Raw genomic sequence first — 22,275 nt, forward strand, 5'->3', positions numbered from 1 at the left:
TCAGAGCGGAGGGCGCCCCTCCACCCCGCTTCTAAAAGTCGTAGGTAAGGGTCAGGCGGCTCATCGTGTCGGAATCCCGAGCCGACAGCAGCGTTTCCGATTCATATTGCACATTGTAGGAAAAGGCGGCCGACCAGCGTGTTCCGACCTTCGTCACCAGCGAAGTCAGCGAATTGAGCGTGTAGACGTCACTTTCCGCATAGCCGGACGCTGTCTGCTTGAATGTCAGCACCGGCGTCAGTCGCCAGGCGACATCCATCGATGCACGGGCGCCCAACTTGGTTTCCTGTTCACCTGCCACATATCGCGCATGCCGAATCGACGGGCCGGCATCCAGCGCCAGATCGACCGGATCGCTGACAATCAGCTTGTAACCGATACCCGCCGACGCGGTGTATCGCGCGTCATAGCCGATCGATGTGTCCCGTTCGAATTGAGTCAAGCCATAGGCAAAGCCTCTGGGATCGAACTCATAACGCGGCTCATAGCTGGCGGTGTAGCGTTCGCGCGACGTAATCCCGTTGGCGCGACGGTAATCGACGCTGGCGGCCAGCTTGTGCGACCACTGGATTCCGTTGCGCTTGACTGCGGCACTGGCGCTGATGCCGATCTCTCTTGTGGAGCCGGTGGAACGGAATCCGCCCGCTTCGAACTTGCCGGTCCACAAATCGGTAAAGCGCGCTTCTCGGATCACGGCTTCGTGCGTGGCCTTGGTCCGCGCCTTCCAACTGTTGACCATTCGCTGGATTTCGTCGGCGGAACCGGGGTTGGTCTGCTTGGCGATCTTGGCGACGGTCGCGATCTCGGTCTCATTGCCGTTGGCAATCGCGGCTTCCATCATTTCCCGGACCGACGGCGGCAGAAGCACGGGATAATCGGCCAGCGCCGGGGTGGAGAGAAGGAGAGGGAGAGGGGCCAGCCAATAACGCATGCGCCCCTTCATACCGAGACGGCAGAGGATTTTAATCCCTGTTTTCAGATCAGATCCCTGAATTCCTGAAGAATATCCCGATACAGCTTGCGCTTGAAGGGCACGATCAGGTCCGGCAGGCTGTCCGGCTCGGTCCATTTCCATTCGCGAAATTCCGGATGCGCCGTCTGGATATCGATATCCTCGTCCGAACCCAGGAAGCGGGCGAGAAACCAATATTGCCGCTGGCCACGATATTTGCCGCCCCACAGCTTGCCGACCAATTCGGGCGGAAGGTCATAAAAATGCTCTTCGCGCGCCTTGGCTATGATCTCGACATGATCGCGGACGATGCCGGTTTCTTCGTTCAGTTCGCGAAGGGCAGCGGTCTTCATGTCTTCACCGTCATCGATGCCACCCTGCGGCATCTGCCAGGCCTCCACCGCATTGTCGATGCGCTGGCCGACGAACACCTTGCCCTCCATGTTGACGAGCATGATACCCACACATGGCCGATAGGCGAGTTCTGATTCATTTGGCATCGACGCCATCATAGTCCCTGGTCGTTAATCCCGAAAAGCCGGATCCGGCTCGTTGATTGTGCAGTGCAAGAATAGGCGGCAAGCGGCCGCACGTCCATGCCGGAAAAAACCCGACGCGGCGATTTGTGCTTTGCTTCGCTTCAAATGGGCGAGGGCTTGGAACAGCAGGCGGGTCATGGCATGGCCGCGTGCATGTCGGATCCCGTCATCCTCTGGTTTCGCCAGGACCTGCGTCTTGCCGATCAGGCCGCACTGGCGGCCGCCGTGCGTGATGGGCCGGTGATTCCCGTCTATGTGCTGGACGATCACGCGCCGCGCCAATGGAAAATGGGCGGCGCATCGCGCTGGTGGCTGCATCACAGCCTGGAAAGCCTGGACAATGATCTTCGGGAAAAGGGATCGCGCCTGATCCGGAGGCAGGGCAGAAGCATCGATCAGATTATCCAGTTCGCAGAAGAAACGGGCGCCCGCCGTGTCCACGCACTGCATCATTATGAGCCTTGGTGGCGCAATGCGGAGAAGGCGATCGCCAAAAAGCTGGACCTCTGCCTGCATGACGGCGCATTGCTGCTTCCGCCCGGCGCTGTGCGGACCGGCACGGGGACCAGTTACCGCATCTACACGCCGTTTGCCCGCGCCGTGATGGAGCATATGCCGCCGGCCGGGCCGGTTCGGGCACCTTCGCGGATCGATGGGCCACGACATTGGCCCCAGGGTGATTCGCTGGAGCAGTGGGCGCTTCTACCCACGAAGCCTGACTGGGCTGCCGCCTTTTCGCAGGATTGGACGCCGGGGGAGGCTGGCGCGCGGGCCAATGTCGCCGCATTCCTGGATGAGGTGGCCCAATATGACCATGCCAGAAACCTGCCGTCGCGGGAGGGAAGTTCGCGCCTGTCGCCTCATCTTCATTTCGGGGAAGTCTCACCCGCCCATGTCTGGCACCGTGTTGCCAAAGCGCCCGGCGATGCGACGACTTTCCTCAAGGAACTGATCTGGCGCGACTATGCCCATAACCAGATCTGGGCCATGCCCACCTATGGTTCGGAAAATGCGAGGCCAGCTTTCAATCACCTGCCCTGGCGCGATCTCCGCGAGGCGGGAGGCGACTTCAGCGCCTGGAAGACCGGGCGCACCGGCTATCCCATCGTCGATGCGGGCATGCGGCAGCTTTGGGCCACCGGCTGGATGCATAATCGCGTCCGCATGATCACGGCCAGCTTTCTGATCAAGCATCTGTTGATCGACTGGCGGCATGGCGCGCGCTGGTTCTGGGACACGCTGGTCGATGCGAGCTACGCCAACAACAGCGTCAATTGGCAGTGGGTTGCAGGCAGCGGCGTGGATGCCAATATATTTTCCCGGATCATGGCGCCCTTGACCCAGTCGGAGAAGTTCGATGCCGCGGCCTATATCAGGACCTGGGTGCCGGAACTGGCGCATCTGGAAGATGACATCATTCACGATCCCGACGCCCATGATGCCAGACCGCCCGATTATCCGGCCAAGTGCATCGGTCATCGGGAGGGGCGCGAAAGGGCGCTCGCCGCCTGGCGCGGGATCAAGCCATGATTGCGACGCAGTAGACCATTGGGCAGAGTGAAGGCATGAACGTCATGGAACCCCGCCGCGGCCGGGCGGCAGTGCCGATCAAGCGGCCGCTGGAGCGCCGTGCTCACGGCTGGCCGGATCATCTCGTCGCGCGGCAGTTTCACAAACTGCTCGACCGCATTGATTTGGGGCTGGAGCAGGGGGCTCTGCATGCCATTCTGCCCGACGGCAGCCAGCGCCTGCTGGGTGGTCGTGCGCCGGGGCCGGAATGCGAGGTCCATCTTCGGCTCTGGCGTGCGTTGCTTCGTCTGGCCGCGGGAGGATCGGCGGGCTGGTACCGTGCCTGGGCGCGAGGGGAGTGGACCAGCCCCGACCCGGTTCCGCTGTTCGCCCTGTTCATGGCCAACGCCGCCAGTCTGGGCAATGTCGCCCGGCCGCATGGACCAGCGCGCTGGATCGGCCGATCGCTCCATTGGGCAAGGCGCAACAGCCGCAAGGGATCGCGGCGCAACATCGCCTATCATTATGATCTGGGGAATGACTTTTACCAGCTATGGCTGGACAAGGGCATGCATTATTCCAGCGCCCTTTTTCGCGACCCTGATGATCGGATCGAAAGCCTGGAACGTGCGCAACATCGAAAGGTTGATGCCATTCTCGACAGGCTCGACCTTCGTGAAGGGGATGCGCTGCTGGAAATCGGCTGTGGCTGGGGTGGCTTGGCCGAACAGGCGATGGCGCGTTGTCCGATCCGCTATGATGGCCTCACCCTTTCGGTTGAGCAGGCCGATTTCGCGCGTGACCGCCTGGGGTCGGGCGCGAATATCATATTGCGCGACTATCGCGATGCCCAGGGCCAATATGACGCCATCGCCAGCGTGGAAATGGTGGAGGCGGTAGGGCAACGCTACTGGCCTGCCTATGTTGAGGCGATCGAGCGGCTGCTCAAACCGGGCGGCCGGGCGGCGATCCAGTATATATTGATCGATGATGCGATATTCGAAGGCTATGCCAGAGGCGCGGATTTCATCCAGACCTATATTTTCCCCGGCGGCATGCTCATGTCGGAAAGCCGGTTTCGGGCGCTGGCCGAAGCGAAAGGCCTGGTGTGGCGCGATGTACGCCGTTTTGGCCTGCATTATGCTGAAACGCTGCGGCGCTGGCGCGAACGCTTTGATCGAGCTGTGGACAAAGGCTGGTTGCCGCCCGGTTTCGACCAGCATTTCGTCGACCTCTGGCGCTATTATCTGATGTATTGCGAGGGCGGCTTTCGCGGTGGAACTATCGACGTGGCGCAGGTTACGCTGGTGAAACCGGATGAGGTGAGGATTGGCGGATAGCCGGTGCTGTCCGCCGGACATGGCGCGTTACGGCAGAACCATGGCCCAATCCTGCCGGCCCGCCCTCAATCCATGCGGGTCCGAAAACCGCCCGGTGTATCGGCAATCACCAGATCGACGATAGCCTGTCCCACCAGTTCAGGCGCCTTGAGCGCCGACGGATCTTCGCCGGGGAACGCACGTGCCCGCATGGCGGTGCGGGTGGCGCCAGGATCCACGATATGGGTGCGAATGGCAGAGATGTTCTTCACCTCCTCGCCATAGGCTCCCACCAGCGTTTCGAGCGCCGCCTTCGAAGCACCATAGGCGCCCCAATAAGCCCGCGGTTGTGCCCCTACCGAAGAGGTGATCGCCACCACGCGTGCATCGCCGCTCGCCCTCAGCATGCCGTCGAAAGCAGCGATCAAGGCCTGAGGCGCCGCGACGTTGAGGGTGAGCAACCGGGCAAATTCCTTGGCGTCGATGGCCGGGACCGAAGCCAGGCTGCCCAGCGTCGCGGCATTCAGCACCAATATGTCGAGCGCCTGCCACCGGCCGGAAATCGCTTGCGCCAGCCGCCCGATGCTTTCGCCGTCGATCAGGTCGAGGGGCGCGATCGTCGCGCTGCCCCCCGCCCGATGAATGCGCTCCTCCACCTCTTCCAGTCCGCCCGTGGTGCGCGCGGTCAGGATGACATGGGCGCCCGCGGCGGCAAGCGCCTCCGCAGTGGCGGCGCCGATGCCGCGGCTTGCGCCCGTGATGAGGGCGAGCTTACCGGAAAGGGACTGGGACGACATGAATATCCCTCTTGGAATCAGGAAGAAGCGAGCCCCGGAGTGGTAAAGCGCCGGGTCATCGGTATCGAGGTGGGAAAGACGATCAGACCACGCGCTCGGCCAGCAGTTCGAGCTGGTTCTGCACCACAGCTTCATCCTGGTCGGTCAGCGTCGTGGGATAGTCGCCGGTGAAGCAGGCATCGCAATATTGCGGCCGGATGTCGGCGCGCTTCGCTTCACCCAGCGCCTTGTACAAACCATCGATGGATATGAACGACAGGCTGTCGGCATGGATGAAGTCCTGCATCCCGCCGATATCCAGGCGATGCGCCAGCAACTTGGTGCGCTCTGGCGTATCGACGCCATAGAAGCAGCTATGCTTCGTCGGCGGGCTGGCGATGCGCATGTGCACTTCCTTGGCGCCTGCTTCACGCATCATTTGAACGATTTTCAGCGAGGTAGTTCCGCGCACGATGGAATCATCGATCAGGACGATGCGCTTGCCCTCGATCAGCGCGCGATTGGCATTATGCTTCAGCTTTACGCCAAGGTGCCGGACCTTGTCGCCCGGCTGGATGAAGGTGCGGCCGATATAATGTGAACGGATGATGCCCAGCTCGAAAGGAATGCTCGATTGCTGGGCATAGCCGATCGCCGCCGGCACACCGCTGTCGGGCACGGGAATGACGAAGTCCGCCTCGACCGGGTTTTCGATGGCGAGCTGCGCGCCGATGGCCTTGCGGACTGAATAGACGCTGGACCCGTCGACGACGGAATCGGGGCGGCTGAAATAGACATGTTCGAATATGCAGGGGCGTGCATGCGTGTCGCCAAAGGGACGATGACTGCGTACTTCGCCGTCATGGGTGACGATGACGAGTTCGCCTGGGTCGATCGAACGGACATGTTCCGCGCCCACGACGTCGAACGCCACGGTTTCCGAAGCGAAGATGATCGACTCGCCCAGCTTGCCCATGACCAGCGGACGGATGCCCAGCGGGTCACGGCAGGCGACCATGCCTTCGGGCGTCATCACGATCAGCGAATAGGCGCCCTCGACCTGCTTCAGCGCGTCGATGAACTTGTCGAGCAGCGTCCGGTAAGTGGACGTCGCCACCAGATGGATGATGACCTCCGTATCGGAGGTGGACTGAAAGATGGAACCTCGGCGGATCAATTCGCGACGCAGTTTCATGGCATTGGAGATATTGCCGTTGTGCGCGACGGCGAAACCCCCTGAACTCAATTCCGCGTAAAGCGGCTGGACATTGCGGAGCGATGTCTCGCCTGTAGTGGAATAGCGGACATGGCCGCAGGCGGCGGTACCGGGAAGGGCCCGAATCACTTCGTCCCGATCGAAATTGCCGGCCACATGTCCCATTGCCCGATGGGTATGGAAATCATGGCCGTCCCAGCTGGTTATGCCTGCGGCTTCCTGACCACGATGCTGGAGGGCATGAAGGCCAAGGGCGACCATGGCAGAAGCGGTTTCAGCGTTGAAGACGCCGAAAATGCCGCATTCCTCACGCAGTTTGTCGTCGTCGAACGGGTTGGTCGTAAACATGGGTTCTTGATGGTCCACTGCCGATCCTGTCCGCACCTGTCGGGCGGCTTTCGCGCGCATATAGTGCGTCAGGGACAGTTTGTCGCCTGCCTGTCACAAAAAAGGGGGGAGGTGGTTCCGGCCGGCCGCCGTTTTCGGGCGATGAAATTGGGAAAAAGGCCTACTGGCCTTGAGCCCACGGGGAAGCTAATAGCCTCGTCTCATGCATCGTTTCGCCAATCCTGCACGCTTCCTCAAAATTGCCCGGCCGTTGACCGCCTGGCTGTTCTGGCCGGGGCTTGTCCTGTTGCTGACAGGCGCGGCATGCGGCCTGTTCGTGACGCCCGCGGACTATCTGCAGGGCGATACGGTGCGCATTCTCTATATTCATGTGCCTGCAGCATGGCTGGGGATGGGTGGATGGACCGGGATCGCCATCGCGGCCCTCATGCAACTCGTCTGGCGTCATCCTCTGGCGTCGATCGCGGGCCGCGCCATCGCCATGCCCGGCGCATTCTTCACGGCGATCTGTCTCATCACCGGATCGATCTGGGGGCGGCCGACCTGGGGAACCTGGTGGGAATGGGACGGGCGGATGACATCCATGCTCGTGCTGTTGTTCCTTTATCTGGGCTATATCGCGCTCGCCAACGCCAGCGCGCGACAGGGCAACGGCGGAGTGAGCCCGGTGACCGCCATTTTCGGGCTCGTCGGCGCGATCAATATCCCGATCATCAACCGCTCGGTCGTGTGGTGGAACAGCCTGCATCAGGGGCCCAGCATCACGTTGCGGGGATCAAGCATCGATGGAGCGCTTCTCTGGCCGCTCGGCTTTACCTTGATCGGATTCACCTTGCTTTTCGCCGCGATCGTGTTGATGCGCATGCGCGCCATATTGGCGCAGAACAAGATCGAAGCGCGCATGCAAAGGCTGGCGCGGGGGTGAGGATATGAACCAGTGGGCTTTCGTGATCGGCGCCTATGCGCTCACCTTTCTGGGTACGGGCTTAATCAGCCTGCTCAGCTGGCGGGCGATGCAGGGCGCTGAAAGCAGGGCATCGGCGGACAGGCCATGAAGGCAAAGCATCAAAGGCTGGTCCTTGCCGTGGTGGCGCTCGTCGCGCTCATTGGTGCGGGTCTGCTCGCCGCTTCCGCGCTGAAGGATGAGGCGGCCTATTTCTACGCGCCCTACGACGTGAAGACGAAGGGTGTCGAGCCGGGCAAGGCGATCAGGCTGGGCGGAATGGTGGTGAAGGGGAGCCTGAAGCGCGCCAGCGACGGCGTCACCATCCGTTTCAACGTCACCGATGGCAAGTCCACCGTTCCCGCGAGCTTCAAGGGAATCACCCCCGACCTTTTCCGCGAAGGATCCGGCGTCGTCGCTGAAGGAGCGTTCGATGCCGCCGGCACTTTCCAGGCGACAAACCTGCTGGCCAAGCATGACGAACGTTACATGCCTCGTGAGCTGGAAGGCATGAGCTATGATGAGAAGACCCACAAGATGAAGGTGGATCGGTGAAGCGAGGCGCACATGATCGCTGAATCCGGCCTGGCCGCATTATGGTTGGCCGCATCGTTGGCGCTGCTGCAACTGGCTCTCGCGGCGATCGGCCTGGCAGGGGGCAAGAGCGATCTGCTCGGCGCGGTCCGTCCCGTGGCGGTGGCGCAGGGCGTGCTGACGGCACTGGCGTTCGCCCTGCTGATAACCCTGTTCCTGCGGTCCGACATGTCGGTCCTGCTGGTCGCCAGCAACAGTCATTCCATGAAACCATGGCTGTACAAATTCGCCGGGACCTGGGGCAATCATGAAGGGTCGATGCTGCTGTGGGTCACGGTGATGGGCGTCGCTGGTTCGGCCGTCGCCCTGTTTGAGCGCGCCTTGCGACGCGACACGCATATGGCGACGTTGGGCGGGCAGGCTGCGATCAGCCTCGGCTTCTATGCATTTCTGCTTTTCGCCTCCAATCCCTTTGCGCGGATCGATCCGCCTGCCCCGGATGGGCAGGGGTTGAACCCGCTGTTGCAGGACCCCGGCCTGGCGTTTCACCCACCGACGCTTTATCTCGGCTATGTCGGCTTGTCCGTCGCCTTCTCCTTTGCGGTCGGCGCCTTGTTGACCCGGCAGGTCGACGCGGCCTTTGCGCGCGCAATGCGGCCTTGGGTGCTGGGCGCATGGATATTGCTGACGCTTGGTATCACGGCAGGCAGCTATTGGGCCTATTATGAGCTGGGTTGGGGTGGCTGGTGGTTCTGGGATCCCGTGGAAAACGCCTCGCTCATGCCGTGGCTGGCGGCGACAGCGCTACTGCATAGCGTAACGGTGCTGGCAACTCGGGACGCGCTACGGGCCTGGACAGTGATGCTGGCGGTGATCGCCTTCTCCATGTCGATGGTGGGCACGTTCCTCGTCCGGTCGGGCATTTTGACCAGCGTTCATGCCTTTGCCGTCGATCCGGAGCGCGGAACCTTCATCCTGGCGCTTTTGGGCATCTACATTGGTGGTGCGCTGGCGCTGTTCGGCTGGCGCGTGGGCGCAGTCCGCGAGGGTGCGCCGTTCGAACTGGTCAGCCGGGAAACCATGCTGGTCGTCAACAACCTGCTGCTGTCCGTGATTTTAGGGCTGGTGCTGGTCGGCACGCTCTATCCGCTGCTGACTGAGGCCTTTGGGCACAAGGTGTCGGTGGGCGCACCCTATTTCGACCGTATCGCCGGACCCGTGGCGTTGGTGCTGATGATCGCCATGGTGCTGGGGCCGCTGACTCGCTGGCGGCGTGACCGGATGCGGGAGGTGACCCGCCGCATTACCGTTCCAATGGTGGCGGCCGGGCTGGTGTTCCTCGCCCTGGCGGTATTTGCCTGGGGCCGGATCGGCATATTGCCCTTTCTTGGTCTGGTGATCGCTCTGGCCGTCGCGGTGGGCAGCGTCGCACCGCTTTGGAAGCGCAATCTGTGGCGGACGCCACTTTTCACCTGGGGCATGGTGATCGCGCATCTGGGCTGCGCGGTCAGCCTTGCCGGCATGGCTTGCGATTCGGCGTTCACCTTGGAAAAGCTGGTCGCTGCCCGGCCGGGCGATCGGGTGGAGATCGCGGGCTGGACGCTTCGCTTCAGGCAGATCCTGCCGATCGCGGGCGATAACTGGACCGCGCTCCAGGCGGATATGGAAGCCAGTCGAGGCGGTGGGGAGCCGGTCCTTATCCATCCGCAGTCGCGCTTCTTTGCTTCGCCACCGACCACCACGACGGAGGCGGCTCTGCTCACGCGCTGGGACGGGCAGCTTTATGTCGTATTGGGGCAGGAGGCGGACGAAGGCCGCTGGCAGCTTCGCGTCTGGTGGAAGCCGTTCGTGACGCTGATCTGGTTCGGTGGCTTCCTGATCGCCCTTGGCGGAGCGCTGGCGCTGGTCGGACGCGAACGACGCGGATGGCTGCTCAAATGGCGCGCGCGCAAGGCTGCGGAGAATGCCGCATGAAAAAGCTGCTGATCTGGCTGCCGCTGGCGCTGTTTCTTGGATTTTTCGGGCTGTTTGCAAGCGGGCTGCTGCGCCCGGACGATCGGATCATCAGCTCGAAACTGGTGGGCAAGCCATTGCCGGCCTTCGTCCTGCCTGCCGCCGCGAGCGACCGCCCACCGCTGCAAAGCGGGGAATTTGCGACCGGTAAACCGCGCCTGCTCAACATCTTCGCGAGCTGGTGCGTGCCTTGCGCCGCCGAAGCGCCGCAGTTGCTGGCGCTCAAGCGGGCTGGTGTGGAAATAGACGCCATCGCCATCCGCGACGCCCGGCCCGATGTCGATGCCTTCCTCAACCGTTACGGCAATCCCTATTCCCGCATTGGGCTGGATGCACGCAGCGAGGTGCAGATCGCCATGGGATCGTCCGGCGTTCCCGAAAGCTTCATCATCGATGGCAAAGGGCGCATCGCATATCAGCATGTCGGCGACATTCGCGAGGATGACGTTCCGATGATCCTCGACCGACTGAGGAATGCCCAATGAGGATGCTGATCGTCCTCCTGGCGCTGCTGCTGAATGCGCCTGCGCTTGCGCAGTCGGCGCTGCCGCCCGCGCCCTATGCCGACCGGCAGATCGAGGATCCGGCGCTGGAAAGAAAGGCGCGGACGCTGATGGAAACGATTCGCTGCCTTACCTGTCAGAGCCAGTCCATAGCCGACAGTAACGCCAGCATGGCCGGTGACATGCGTTCCCAGATTCGCGAACGCATCATGGCCGGCGAGGCGCCGGAACATATCCGCGCCTGGCTGATCGAACGCTATGGCGACTGGGTGAGCTATGAGCCGACGGCCGATCCGATCCTCTGGCCGCTCTGGGCCGCGCCGCTGATTCTCCTGGGATTGGGGCTGCTGCTGCTGCGCGGGCGGATCAGGCGGAGACGCCGGTCATGATCGGCTGGATCATCGCCATTGGGTTGTTGGCCCTGGTCAGCATCGCGCTGGTCGCAATCGGCCGCATACCGCGGACAGCTTGGGAAATTACGGCCGCTGCGCTGTTGTTGGGACTGGCCGGCTATGCCTGGCAGGGGCGTCCGGGGCTGGCGGGTTCGCCCCGGCAGCCGGCAGCAGAGGGCGCTGTCGCCTTCGACGAAAGACTCGCCGAGCAGCGCCGCGGCCTTGCCGAACGCTATGGCAAGGCAGGCCCGTGGCTCATGGTCTCGGACGGTCTCGGGCGGCAGGGGAAAACGAAGGAAGCGGCCAATGTGTTGCTGTCCGGCCTGCGCGAGGCGCCAGACGACCCCAATCTTTGGCTGGGATTTGGTAATGCGCTGGTCGCGCATGCGGGCGGCGTGCTCTCTCCCGCTGCCGATTTTGCCTATCGCCGGTCGATGGCGATTGATCCTGAAGGGCCAGCGCCGCGTTATTTCTACGGATTGGCGCTGGCCCGCGCGGGCCAGCTCAAGGAAGCCCGGGCGCTTTGGGCGCCACTTGCCGCCAGCGCGCCTGAAGACAGCGAGGTCAAGAAGGAACTCGAAGCCAATATTGCGCGTATCGATGCCATGCTGGCGTCTGGAAGCCAGTAGCCGGTTGCGGCGTCTGCGGCATCATTGCCACCATCCCGCAGCCGTGATAGGGCGCGGCGGTTTGCGGGGGCTTATGGAATGACAAGACGGGCCGCTTCCCCGTTCGGGTATCCAAAGATCATGACAATTCGGCATTTTCTTCATGGCTGACGAGATCGCGGGCGCCGCGCGCGCCGATGACGAAAGCGCCCAGGATCACGGCCATGCCGGGCAAAAAGCGACAATGAAGCTGGTCGTCGGCGCGATCGGCATCGTGTTCGGCGACATCGGCACCAGTCCGCTCTACGCATTCCGGGAAACCTTTGCCGGGCATCATCATCTGGATCTCGATCCAGACCATATATTGGGCGTCATCAGCCTCATGTTCTGGTCGATGATGCTGGTTGTGACGCTCAAATATGTGACCGTCATCATGCGTGCCGACAACAAGGGGGAAGGGGGCAGTCTGGCCCTGCTTGCCCTCATCAACGGTCAAACCAGGACTCAGCGATGGTCCCGCGGTATCGTCCTGCTGGGCGTCTTTGCGACGTCACTGTTCTACGGCGATTCGATGATAACACCGGCGGTGTCGGTGCTGTCCGCGGTCGAAGGGCTGGCGGTTTACAACAGCAACCTTGCACCCCTCATTCTGCCGGCCGCGATCATCATCCTTCTCGGCCTGTTCTGGATACAGGGATTGGGGACCAACCGCGTGGCATCGCTGTTCGGGCCGATCATGATGTTCTATTTCGTCACCATCGCGGTCTTGGGCATCATCAGCATCGTCAGGACACCGGGCATTCTTTATGCCTTCAATCCCTATTGGGCGGTCATGTTCTTCGTCACCGACCCGCTGCCCGCATTCCTGGCATTGGGTGCTGTCGTGCTGGCGGTTACGGGCGCCGAAGCACTTTACGCAGATATGGGCCATTTCGGGCGCAGCCCGATCCGCGTGTCGTGGCTGGCCTTCGTGCTCCCGGCGCTGATGATGAACTATATGGGGCAGGGCGCGCTGTTGTTCCGCGAGGGTACGGCAGCTCTTCATAGCCCCTTCTATTATCTGGCGCCGCAATGGGCGCAATTGCCGCTGGTCGGTCTGGCGACGCTTGCGGCGATCATCGCCAGCCAGGCGGTGATCTCCGGCGCTTTTTCAGTCACGCAGCAGGCGATCCAGCTTGGTTTCATGCCGCGTCTGCGGATCGCGCACACCAATGCCTCGACCGCCGGGCAGATCTACATACCCCTGATCAATTGGGGGCTGATGGTCATGGTGATCCTGCTGGTACTGGTGTTCCAGACCTCGTCCAATCTCACCGCAGCCTATGGCATCGCGGTGACGGGTGCGATGTTCATCGACAATGTTCTGCTGACGGTGCTGCTCTATCGCCTGTGGAAATGGCCGTGGTATTATTCTGCGCCGCTGTTGACCGTGCTGTTCCTGGTGGACGGCGCCTATCTTGCGGCCAATTTCACGAAGGTGCCGGCCGGCGGCTGGTTCCCGTTGTTAATTGGTTTCGTGATCTTCACCCTGCTCACCACCTGGTCGCGCGGGCGCCGGCTGGTGCAGGATCGTTTGCGCGAAGCCGCCATGCCTATCCCGGTCTTCGTCGCTTCCGCTGCGAACAGCGCGGTTCGCGTGCCCGGGACGGCGGTGTTCATGACCTCCACGCCCGATGGCGTGCCCCACGCCCTGTTGCATAATCTCAAGCACAACAAGGTGCTGCATGAGCGCGTCATCCTTCTGACCGTCAAGATCAGGGACGTGCCGGCCGTCGAGGATGACGGACGCTGCAAGCTGGAGGATCTGGGTCGCGGATTCTTCCGGCTGGTCCTGCAATATGGCTTCATGCAGGAACCCGACGTTCCCGCCGCGCTCAAGAATGTCACGGGCTGCGGTCAGGCGTTCAGGATGATGGACACCAGCTTCTTCCTGGCCCGCCAGACTCTGCTGCCGTCCGCCAAGCCCGGCATGCCGCTATGGCGTGAGAAGATTTTCGCGTGGATGCTGCGCAATGCGGAAAGTGCGATGGAATTTTTCCGCCTGCCGACCAATCGCGTGGTCGAATTGGGTAGTCAGGTCGAAATCTGAGAAAAGGCGCGGCAAGAGCTGCCGCGCCCCATCGTTCAAAGCGGCGTATCAGGCCGCGTCGCGGTCGGCATTGATTTCAACTAGCTGACCGCCGTTGATCGCAATCTTCTTCGGCTTCATGGCCTCTGGCACTTCGCGGACGAGTTCGATCGTCAGCAGACCATCAGCCAGATCGGCCTTTTCGACCCGCACGAAATCAGCGAGTTCAAAGCGGCGCTCGAAGCTGCGATTGGCGATGCCGACATGTAGGAAACGCGAGCGGTCGCCGCCCTGCGAATCTTCCTTGCGCCCGGTGACCTGAAGCAGGTTCTGCTGGGCAGTGATGTCGATCTCGTCCGTACGGAAGCCTGCGACGGCCAGCGTAACGCGATAGCGATCTTCGGAAATCCGTTCGATGTTGAACGGGGGATAATTGTCGCCCTGGCTCAACCTGGCGTTGTTTTCGATAAGGTCGAAAAGACGGTCGAAGCCGACGGTCGAGCGACGATAGGGGGTAAGGTCAAAACCACGCATTGTCATAATCTCCCAAAGAGCAAAATGAACATGCCGGACCCAGAACAAGGCATCCGGCGGTACCATGTCCAACCCCATGTGGCGGCCGGACGGATGGGATATGGTTTGGGAGAAAAGGGTTTCAAGTGGTCGGATAACGGGATTTTCGATGGCAGGACGAAGGTCATGTCAGGACGCAATACTCGTTATGCCTGCGTCAGAAAGCGTCCGGATGGCGGGCTGTTCAGGTTTGAAAATAAAAGTACCCGGGCCGCGCTGCCACGACCCGGGTACTGATGGACGATTTCTCGTCTCCCCCTTGGCCTGCCTCAACCACTTCTCAGCCCCCTAAGCTTGAAGCGGGATGCAGTATCCCTGAACCACGGCCATTTACCTGTGCTTCGCAGCATGTGCTATGGATAGAGCAGGCCGCTGTCACGGGCTATTTCCGGGCGCCGATATTTTCCCTGAGAGGCTGTGGCCCCATTGCAACAATTCGGCAATGCTTGCCGTCGGTCGAGAGCATGCTAGACGGGCTGCCTGTCCCTATCGAGAGGCCATTCGCGCCATCATGATTCTGACCCGATACGAACGCATGATTGCAAAGCGATATCTGCTGCCCGGAAAGGGGGAGGGTTTCATCTTCCTCGTCGCCGGCATCAGCCTGGTCGCGGTGATGCTGGGCGTTGCGGCGCTGATCATTGTGATGAGCGTGATGAACGGTTTTCGCGCGGAACTTTTCGACAAGATTGTCGGCCTCAACGGCCATGCCGTCGTCCAGGGCTATGGCGGGCGGTTGCCTGACTGGAAGGCCATATTGAAGGAAGCGAAGGCGACGCCCGGCGTCACCAGCGCCACGCCCCTGATCGAGCAGCCGCTGCTCGGCAGCTTTCAGGGGCGGGTCGAAGCGGTGCTGGTGCGGGGCATGACCGTGAACGACATCCGCAATAATGCAACACTCAAGGCAAAGGTCGTCGCGGGCAGCCTGAGCGCGCTCACGCCCAATAGCGGCAAGGTGGCGATTGGATCGCGCCTAGCCGAAAATCTGGGCATCCAGTTGGGCGACAATATCACCATCATCAATCCGGCTGGCCGTTCGACGCCCTTCGGCACCGTACCGCGACAGGTTTCCTATCAGGTGGCCGCCATTTTCGAGGTCGGCATCTACGATTATGACAAGGCCTTTGTCGTCATGCCGGTGGAGGATGCGCAGACATTGCTGCTGCTGGGTGACGTTGTCAGCATGATCGAGGTCGAGACGGTGAACGCCGATCAGGTGGCCGCCATATTGGAGCCGCTGGCAGGAAAGGTCGCCGGTCGCGCAATCATCACCGACTGGCGGCAGATGAATGCGTCCCTGTTCGAAGCGCTTGCGGTGGAGCGCGTCGCGATGTTCGTCGTGCTTTCCATCATCGTGCTGGTGGCCGTGTTCAACATCCTCTCCTCCTTGATCATGCTGGTGCGCGCCAAGACGCGCGATATCGCGATCCTGCGTACGATGGGTGCCAGCCGCGGAGGCCTGGTGAAGATCTTCATGACCGTCGGCGTGACGATCGGCGCGCTGGGCATGGCGGCCGGGATGGTGTTGGGATTCACGTTCCTGTTCTTCCGTCAGAGCGTGGTGAACGCCATCCAGTTCCTTACGGGACAGAATCTCTGGGATCCCTCGATCCGCTTTCTCACCGAATTGCCTGCCAAGCCCGATCCTGTGGAGATTGCCACCATCTGTCTAATGGCGCTGGTCTTCAGCTTCCTGGCGACGCTTTATCCCGCGTTCAAGGCGGCCAACACCGATCCTGTGCAGGTACTGCGTTATGAATGAAATATTGCGGGTCGCCGGCCTGAAGCGCAGCTTCACCCAGGGCGGCGTTACGATTGAAGTGCTGCGGGGCGTCAACCTGTCTGTAGGGCAGGGTGAGATCGTCGCGCTGCTCGGCCCGTCGGGATCGGGAAAGTCGACGCTGCTCCAGGCGGTCGGACTGTTGGAGGGCGGCTTTGACGGGTCGATCCGCATTGCGGGTGAGGAAGCGGCAAAGCTGGACAATGACGGGCGGACTCGGCTGCGGAGGGATGCGCTTGGTTTCGTTTACCAGTTCCACCATCTGCTGCCGGACTTCAACGCAGTGGAGAATGTCATATTGCCGCAGGTGATCCGCGATGCGGAGATGGCGGTAGCCCGCGTCCGCGCAGAATCGCTGCTCGGTTCATTGGGGCTGGGCCATCGGCTGGAGCATCGCCCGAGCCAACTTTCGGGCGGGGAGCAGCAGCGGGTGGCCGTGGCGCGGGCGCTGGCAAATCGGCCGGCACTGGTCCTGGCGGATGAGCCCACCGGCAACCTGGACGAGCGGACCGCCGATGTCGTGCTTGCCGAATTCCTGCGAGTGGTGCGCGAGGAAGGCTCCGCAGCGCTGGTGGCGACGCATAATGAACGACTGGCGGAGAAAATGGACCGGGTCGTGCGTCTTCACGAAGGGCAGCTGGAGGAAAGCTCAGGCGTGATGTGACGCCGCATCGCGGATCGTCGCGATGACGATCTGATCGCGTCCCTGGTTCTTGGCGCGAAGCAATGCTGCATCCGCCGTCCGGACCAGCGTTTCCGCACGGCCATGTTCGGGGAAGACCGCAAGGCCGAAGGAGGCGGTGACCGGCCCCAGTTCTTCGCCCTCATGATGGACGCGCAGCGCCTGCAATTTCTGCTGCACCTGCAGGGCGCGGTCGATGGCCTGATCCTGCGCGAAGCCGGGCATCAGCAGCACAAACTCCTCTCCACCCAGGCGGAAGGCGCAATCCTTCTCCCGCAAGGCGTCGTTCAGCACGCCGCCCACGGCGCGAAGTACAGCGTCGCCCGCATCATGGCCATGCGCATCGTTGAACCGCTTGAAATGGTCTATGTCCACCATCAGGCAGGCCAGCGGTGACAGGGAATTTTCGGCGTGGGCCACCTGCTCCTTGAACACCGCATCGAACCGGCGGCGGTTCGCAAGGCCGGTCAACGGATCCGCCATCGCCATCTGCCGCAATGCATCGCGAAGCCGCAGATTGGCGAGTGCCAGGCCGATATTTTCCGCCAGCATTTCCAGATATTTTTCGGTGCGCCCGATCTGTTCGGCTGTCCGATCCTCGGGTTCCTCGACATAGAGTAGCCCGATGCTTTCACCCTGCGCCGACAGCGGGATGCAGATTGTGCGTATCTGCGGAGCCGCGTCGAAATGTTCGCAGGGAATGTCGATCAGCTCGCCGGTCGGTTTGTGTATCTGCCCGCGCCGCAGCGCCCAGCAGGTCGTCGGCGCGAATTCCTGGCCCGACTCACGGGGCGTCAACCAGTCGCACGCCTGCACCATCATGTTGCGTCGCGCGTCGTGAATGTAGAGCCGTCCGGCGAAACCGGGGGCGATCTCCGGGGCGAAACGCCGGACAACCTCGACCAGGTCGCCGGTGCAGTCACAGCCCTGGAGGCGTTGGGTCATGCGTGAGAGCTGGTCGCGCGTGATCCGGTCGGCATCCCGTTCCTGCTCCAGTCTTTGCCTTTCCAGGCCGTTTTCGCGAAAGATGCGGATGGCCTGGGCCATGTCGCCGATCTCGTCCACCTGAGGAAAGTCCGGCGGAACGGCGGCATAATCCTGCGCGGCGAGGCGCGTGACGACATCGCTCAACCGCACCACCGGCCGCAATATGCGCTGTTTCAGGATGAAGTAGAGCACGCACAGGAACAGCAGGGCGGTTGCACCCATCATGATTTCCGACACGAACCGCCATCGGCGAGCCGCTTCGGTAGCCTGACTGACGATATTCTCTGTCCGCTGGTCCAGCATATACTGGAACTTGCCAATCTGGGCGGCAATCCGATCCAGCTCGCGGCCATATTCGTCACCGAAGAGGATGGTGCGCGCGGTTTCCCCGTCGCCCCTCTGGGCAGCGCTGATCGCCGCTTCCTGCTCAGCCGTCAGCGCATCGGCCCAATGCAGTCCCTGCTGCAATGCTGCGAGTTCGCTGACGCTGGCCCCGCGATCGCGCAGATGGGCGATTCGTTGCTCGACAGAACGGAGCATCGCCTTCTCCCGTTGATAGGCGATGATATGCGACGGATCGCCCGTAATCACATAGGCACGGGCCTGTTCGGTTTGCCTGTAGGCGTCTTCCGCCAGCGTGGCGGTCAACTGGTCGAAAATAGCGCGCTGTTCGACGGCAGCCCGTTCCTTCTCCTCCGCGCTGGACGCCATCAGCATGACCGCACCCGAAGCCAGGGTGAGGGCCACGGTGGCGCCATAAGCATAATTGGTGATGGTAGACAGGCGCATGATCATCCCGAGCGATAGCGTTTGCCGGGCGGATGAGATCACCGGCCGGCTCGGACGATCTTGCGACTCAAAAGTTGGAGATATGTTAACCATCGGGCCAGGGCGGCGTGATTTACCCACGACTTTCTGCATCTGGGGGCTGGTGCCGAATCGACGGCAATGCCTAAATGAGCGCATGCCTCATGCCGGTTTCGTTCCCCTTCGCGTCTTTTCATCTTTCACCATGCTGGAAGGGGCGATCGATCCCAAGAAGATCGCCAAACAGGCAAAGGCACTGGGCTTTCCGGCCGCCGCGATCACGGACCGCAACGGCCTTTATGGCTCCATGGCCTTTTCCGACGCCTGCAAGGACGAAGGGGTGCAACCGATCATCGGCGCCATGGTCGGCATTTCGCGGCCCGATCGGCCGGCCAATGCGGCGCCGGTTCACGACTGGATCGCGCTTTATGCGCAGGATACGGCCGGCTATGACAATCTCTGCGCGCTTGTGTCGATGGCGCATCTTGACCGTCCGGTTGAGGAAGTGCCGCATATCAGCCTCGACATGCTGGCGAGGCGTACCGACGGCCTGATCGCCCTGACGGCTGGAGCGGAAGGCGCGCTGGCGCGGCTCTTTGCCGAGGATCAACCGGTTGCGGCGCTCGCCTATGCCAAGCGGTTGGAAGCGTTGTTCCCGGACCGGCTCTATATCGAGATATGTCGCCGCTTCGACCCGGTCGAGGGAAAGGCGGAACATGAACTGCTCGACCTTGCCTATGCCCGCAACCTGCCGCTGGTCGCGACCAACCCCACCTGCTTTGCCGAGCCGCACTTCCATGAAGCGCATGATGTGATGCTTTGCATCGCCGACAGCGCCTATGTCGAGACGCCCGACCGGCGGACCAGTTCGCCCGACGCCTGGATGAAGCCGGCGGCGGAAATGAAGCGGCTGTTCGAGGACCTGCCCGAAGCACTCGCCAACACGCTGGTGGTCGCACAGCGCTGCGCCGTCGCGGCGCCCAAGCGCAAGCCCATATTGCCCAGCCTGGCCGGAGACATAGAAGGCGAAGCGAAGATGCTGCGCGAGCAGGCGACGGCGGGGCTGGAGGCGCGGCTCGCAAAGGCCGGCATCATCGGGGAGGAAGCGCGAAAGCCCTATTTCGACCGGCTTCAGTTCGAAACCGACATCATCATCCAGATGGGCTTCCCCGGCTATTTCCTGATCGTGGCCGACTTCATCAAATGGGCGAAAGATCATGACATTCCGGTGGGGCCGGGACGTGGTTCGGGTGCGGGATCGGTCGTCGCCTGGGCGCTGACGATCACGGATCTCGATCCGCTGCAACTGGGGTTGCTGTTCGAACGCTTCCTGAACCCCGAACGCGTTTCCATGCCGGACTTCGACATCGACTTCTGCGAAACGCGGCGGGGCGAGGTAATCCGCTACGTCCAGCAGAAATATGGCGCGGACCATGTCGCACAGATCATCACCTTCGGAAAGCTGAAGGCGCGCGCCGTTCTGAAGGATACCGGGCGCGTCCTGCAGATGAGCTACGGCCAGGTCGACCGTCTGGCCAAGCTGGTGCCCAACCATCCGACCGACCCCTGGACGCTGGAGCGCTCCCTGAACGGCGTTGCGGAGTTCAGGGCGGAATATGACAATGACGCGCAGGTCAAACGGCTGATCGATTACGCAATGAAGCTGGAGGGGTTCCCCCGCCACAGTTCGACCCATGCGGCCGGTGTGGTGATCGGCGACAGGCCATTGTCCCAGCTTGTGCCGCTTTACCGAGATCCCCGATCGGACATGCCGGTGACGCAGTTCGACATGAAATATGTCGAGGGCGCGGGGCTGGTGAAATTCGACTTTCTGGGCCTCAAGACGCTGTCCGTCCTGCAGAAGGCGGTACAACTGCTCGCGGGCCGAGGTGTGGCGATCGACCTTGATGCGCTCGGCTGGGATGATCCGGCCGTCTATGAACTGCTTCAGCGGGGCGACACGGTCGGCGTGTTCCAGTTGGAATCGGAGGGCATGCGCAAGACGCTGGCCGCTGTGCGCCCGACCAATTTCGGTGACATCATCGCGCTTGTTTCGCTCTACCGCCCTGGGCCGATGGACAATATCCCGATGTTCGGCCGTCGCAAGAACGGGCAGGAACAGATTGAATATCCCCACATCCTGCTGAAACCGATTCTCGAAGAAACCTATGGCATCTTCGTCTATCAGGAGCAGGTGATGCAGGCCGCGCAGATCCTGGCAGGCTATTCGCTGGGCGACGCCGACCTTCTCCGCCGCGCCATGGGCAAGAAGATCAAGGCGGAGATGGACGCGCAGCGCGCGCGCTTCGTCGAAGGATGCGCACAGAGCGACATCGCGGCCGCGAAGGCAAATGAGCTTTTCGACCTGATCGACAAGTTTGCGGGCTATGGTTTCAACAAGTCGCATGCCGCCGCCTATGCGCTGCTCGCCTATCAGACGGCTTGGCTGAAGGCGCATTTTCCGGCGGAATTCTACGCCGCCTCCATGGCCTTCGACATCCATCTGACGGATAAGCTGACCGTTTTCGTCGATGACATGCGCCGCATGAGGCTGAACTGTCTTGCGCCGGACATCAACCGCAGCCTTGCGGATTTCTCGGTCGAAGCGGTGGAATATGACGGCGACGATCCGCGCCTGGGCTTTGCCGTGCGTTATGCGCTCGGCGGCCTGAAAGGCGTAGGTGAGAAGGCGATGGAGCAACTCGTGGCGGAGCGGGACGCTGGCGGACCGTTCAAGTCCCTGGACGATTTTGCCGATCGGATCGAACCGCGGCTGCTCAATCGACGACAGTTGGAAAGTCTGGCGGCCGCGGGCGCATTTGATGGCGTGCATGCCGACAGGGCGGGTGTCCATGCAGCGGCGGAGACTATCCTCAGTGTTGCCTCCAGCGCTGCAGAGGCGAGGGAAAGCGGGCAGGGCGGCCTGTTTGGAGATGTCGAAACGCCGCATGCCGACGTCCGCATTCCGCCGCATCAGACCTGGTCAACGGCGGATCGCATGGCGCAGGAAAAGGAGGCATTCGGCTTTTATTTCTCCGCGCATCCGGTCGACCGCTACCGGCATCTGGCGGAAGCCCGTGGCGCGAAAAGCTATGGCGCCATATGCACCGAACCTGTGGCGGAGGGCGGGCGCGCCAATGGCGTGATGGCGGCGATGGTCGAGGATGTCCGCTGGCGCGAAACCAAGCGGGGCGCACGCTATGCTTCCGCCACATTTTCCGACAGCAGCGGTCAGTTTCAGGCAAGCTGCTTCGATGAAGATGCGTGCAGGGCGATCGAGGATATGGCGCGCGAAGGCGATTGCGCGCTGTTGATGGTGGAATTGGACCGTATGCCGGGCGAAGAAACGCCGCGCGTTACGATCCGGGGGGTCGAGCCCTTCCGCCAACTGGCCAACAGTTCGCGGATGGAACTGGTGGTCGACGTGAGCGATGCAGCGGCGATCGACACGCTCGCCCAGCTGCTCGGACGGACCAAGGGAGGGCGGAGCGAAGTCTTTCTGCGAGCGCCCGTGGGCGGGGGCAGAGCGGTGCGACTGTTCCTGGGCGACGATTATCTGATCGGCGCCGATCAGGTCGACAGCATCGCGACAATAGCAGGTTTGCGCATCGGATCGTTCGAACGCATGGAGCCCAAGGCCGATGGTTATCGCGCCCGCAACCGCCGTTCGGGTTTGCGACTGGTCGCTGGATAGGTGCCCGTCCGCCGCGGCGTCCCGCAGTGAAA

At 62.1% G+C, this 22,275-nt stretch carries 19 protein-coding genes; 13 read left to right on the plus strand and 6 right to left on the minus strand.

Features of this window, described 5'->3' with window-relative positions:
* Positions 1–31 precede the first annotated feature (31 nt).
* Both MRBLMA1_RS02075 and MRBLMA1_RS02080 read right to left on the minus strand, forming a co-directional pair.
* Positions 32–931 carry a DUF481 domain-containing protein gene (locus MRBLMA1_RS02075; protein ID WP_363734734.1) on the minus strand — a complete coding sequence of 300 codons (900 nt, stop codon included), beginning with the start codon at positions 929–931 and terminating at the stop codon, positions 32–34.
* Between the two features lie 44 nt (positions 932–975).
* The gene (locus tag MRBLMA1_RS02080) at positions 976–1,461 is read right to left on the minus strand and encodes an RNA pyrophosphohydrolase (RefSeq protein ID WP_363734736.1); all 486 of its coding nucleotides are present in this window, start codon (positions 1,459–1,461) and stop codon (positions 976–978) included.
* Between the two features lie 183 nt (positions 1,462–1,644).
* On the opposite strand from MRBLMA1_RS02080, the gene MRBLMA1_RS02085 reads away from it, so the two are divergent.
* Entirely contained in the window at positions 1,645–3,021 is a 1,377-nt protein-coding gene (locus tag MRBLMA1_RS02085; protein ID WP_363734738.1) for a cryptochrome/photolyase family protein, read from the plus strand.
* 35 nt (positions 3,022–3,056) lie between these two features.
* Positions 3,057–4,340, plus strand: coding sequence for a cyclopropane-fatty-acyl-phospholipid synthase family protein (locus MRBLMA1_RS02090; protein WP_363734740.1), 1,284 nt, complete (start codon positions 3,057–3,059; stop codon positions 4,338–4,340).
* A 65-nt stretch (positions 4,341–4,405) separates the two neighbouring features.
* Here the strand turns inward: MRBLMA1_RS02090 and MRBLMA1_RS02095 are convergent, their stop codons facing one another.
* Positions 4,406–5,116 carry an SDR family NAD(P)-dependent oxidoreductase gene (locus tag MRBLMA1_RS02095; protein ID WP_363734742.1) on the minus strand — a complete coding sequence of 237 codons (711 nt, stop codon included), beginning with the start codon at positions 5,114–5,116 and terminating at the stop codon, positions 4,406–4,408.
* An 82-nt stretch (positions 5,117–5,198) separates the two neighbouring features.
* Positions 5,199–6,659: an amidophosphoribosyltransferase gene (purF, locus tag MRBLMA1_RS02100; RefSeq protein WP_363735376.1), complete on the minus strand. Its 1,461-nt coding sequence runs from the start codon at positions 6,657–6,659 to the stop codon at positions 5,199–5,201.
* A gap of 202 nt (positions 6,660–6,861) precedes the next feature.
* Here purF and ccmC point away from each other — a divergent pair, with 202 nt between their 5' ends.
* The 8 genes from ccmC (at position 6,862) to MRBLMA1_RS02140 (ending at position 13,741) form a co-directional block, all read left to right on the plus strand.
* Positions 6,862–7,584, plus strand: coding sequence for a heme ABC transporter permease CcmC (gene ccmC, locus MRBLMA1_RS02105; protein WP_363734743.1), 723 nt, complete (start codon positions 6,862–6,864; stop codon positions 7,582–7,584).
* A gap of 4 nt (positions 7,585–7,588) precedes the next feature.
* Positions 7,589–7,714, plus strand: a complete 126-nt coding sequence (locus MRBLMA1_RS02110) for a hypothetical protein (RefSeq protein ID WP_363734745.1) — start codon at positions 7,589–7,591, stop codon at positions 7,712–7,714.
* Positions 7,711–8,157: a cytochrome c maturation protein CcmE gene (gene ccmE / locus MRBLMA1_RS02115; protein ID WP_363734747.1), complete on the plus strand. Its 447-nt coding sequence runs from the start codon at positions 7,711–7,713 to the stop codon at positions 8,155–8,157. The genes MRBLMA1_RS02110 and ccmE overlap by 4 nt, the downstream gene beginning before the upstream one ends.
* Positions 8,158–8,169: 12 nt before the next feature.
* Positions 8,170–10,110 carry a heme lyase CcmF/NrfE family subunit gene (locus MRBLMA1_RS02120; RefSeq protein WP_363734748.1) on the plus strand — a complete coding sequence of 647 codons (1,941 nt, stop codon included), beginning with the start codon at positions 8,170–8,172 and terminating at the stop codon, positions 10,108–10,110.
* Positions 10,107–10,634: a redoxin family protein gene (locus MRBLMA1_RS02125; protein ID WP_363734749.1), complete on the plus strand. Its 528-nt coding sequence runs from the start codon at positions 10,107–10,109 to the stop codon at positions 10,632–10,634. The genes MRBLMA1_RS02120 and MRBLMA1_RS02125 overlap by 4 nt, the downstream gene beginning before the upstream one ends.
* Positions 10,631–11,041, plus strand: a complete 411-nt coding sequence (locus MRBLMA1_RS02130) for a cytochrome c-type biogenesis protein (RefSeq protein ID WP_363734751.1) — start codon at positions 10,631–10,633, stop codon at positions 11,039–11,041. Before MRBLMA1_RS02125 ends, MRBLMA1_RS02130 begins: the two co-directional genes overlap by 4 nt.
* Positions 11,038–11,673, plus strand: a complete 636-nt coding sequence (locus MRBLMA1_RS02135; protein ID WP_363734753.1) for a tetratricopeptide repeat protein — start codon at positions 11,038–11,040, stop codon at positions 11,671–11,673. Before MRBLMA1_RS02130 ends, MRBLMA1_RS02135 begins: the two co-directional genes overlap by 4 nt.
* 142 nt (positions 11,674–11,815) lie before the next feature.
* Entirely contained in the window at positions 11,816–13,741 is a 1,926-nt protein-coding gene (locus tag MRBLMA1_RS02140; protein WP_363734754.1) for a potassium transporter Kup, read from the plus strand.
* A gap of 48 nt (positions 13,742–13,789) precedes the next feature.
* On the opposite strand, the gene MRBLMA1_RS02145 is transcribed toward MRBLMA1_RS02140, so the two are convergent.
* Positions 13,790–14,254, minus strand: coding sequence for an Hsp20 family protein (locus MRBLMA1_RS02145; protein ID WP_363734755.1), 465 nt, complete (start codon positions 14,252–14,254; stop codon positions 13,790–13,792).
* 550 nt (positions 14,255–14,804) lie between these two features.
* On the opposite strand from MRBLMA1_RS02145, the gene MRBLMA1_RS02150 reads away from it, so the two are divergent.
* On the plus strand, positions 14,805–16,055 hold the full coding sequence (locus MRBLMA1_RS02150) for a lipoprotein-releasing ABC transporter permease subunit (RefSeq protein WP_363734756.1): 1,251 nt from the start codon (positions 14,805–14,807) through the stop codon (positions 16,053–16,055).
* A complete protein-coding gene (locus tag MRBLMA1_RS02155) occupies positions 16,048–16,737 on the plus strand; it encodes an ABC transporter ATP-binding protein (RefSeq protein ID WP_363734757.1) in 690 nt (229 codons plus the stop codon). Before MRBLMA1_RS02150 ends, MRBLMA1_RS02155 begins: the two co-directional genes overlap by 8 nt.
* Here the strand turns inward: MRBLMA1_RS02155 and MRBLMA1_RS02160 are convergent.
* Complete coding sequence (locus MRBLMA1_RS02160; protein ID WP_363734758.1) at positions 16,723–18,531, minus strand: diguanylate cyclase; 1,809 nt, start codon at positions 18,529–18,531, stop codon at positions 16,723–16,725. The genes MRBLMA1_RS02155 and MRBLMA1_RS02160 overlap by 15 nt on opposite strands.
* Positions 18,532–18,706: 175 nt before the next feature.
* Between MRBLMA1_RS02160 and dnaE the strand changes: the two genes are divergently transcribed.
* Complete coding sequence (gene dnaE, locus MRBLMA1_RS02165) at positions 18,707–22,243, plus strand: DNA polymerase III subunit alpha (protein ID WP_363734759.1); 3,537 nt, start codon at positions 18,707–18,709, stop codon at positions 22,241–22,243.
* Positions 22,244–22,275: the final 32 nt, after the last annotated feature.

Source organism: Sphingobium sp. LMA1-1-1.1 (assembly GCF_040676365.1).
Taxonomy (GTDB): domain Bacteria; phylum Pseudomonadota; class Alphaproteobacteria; order Sphingomonadales; family Sphingomonadaceae; genus Sphingobium.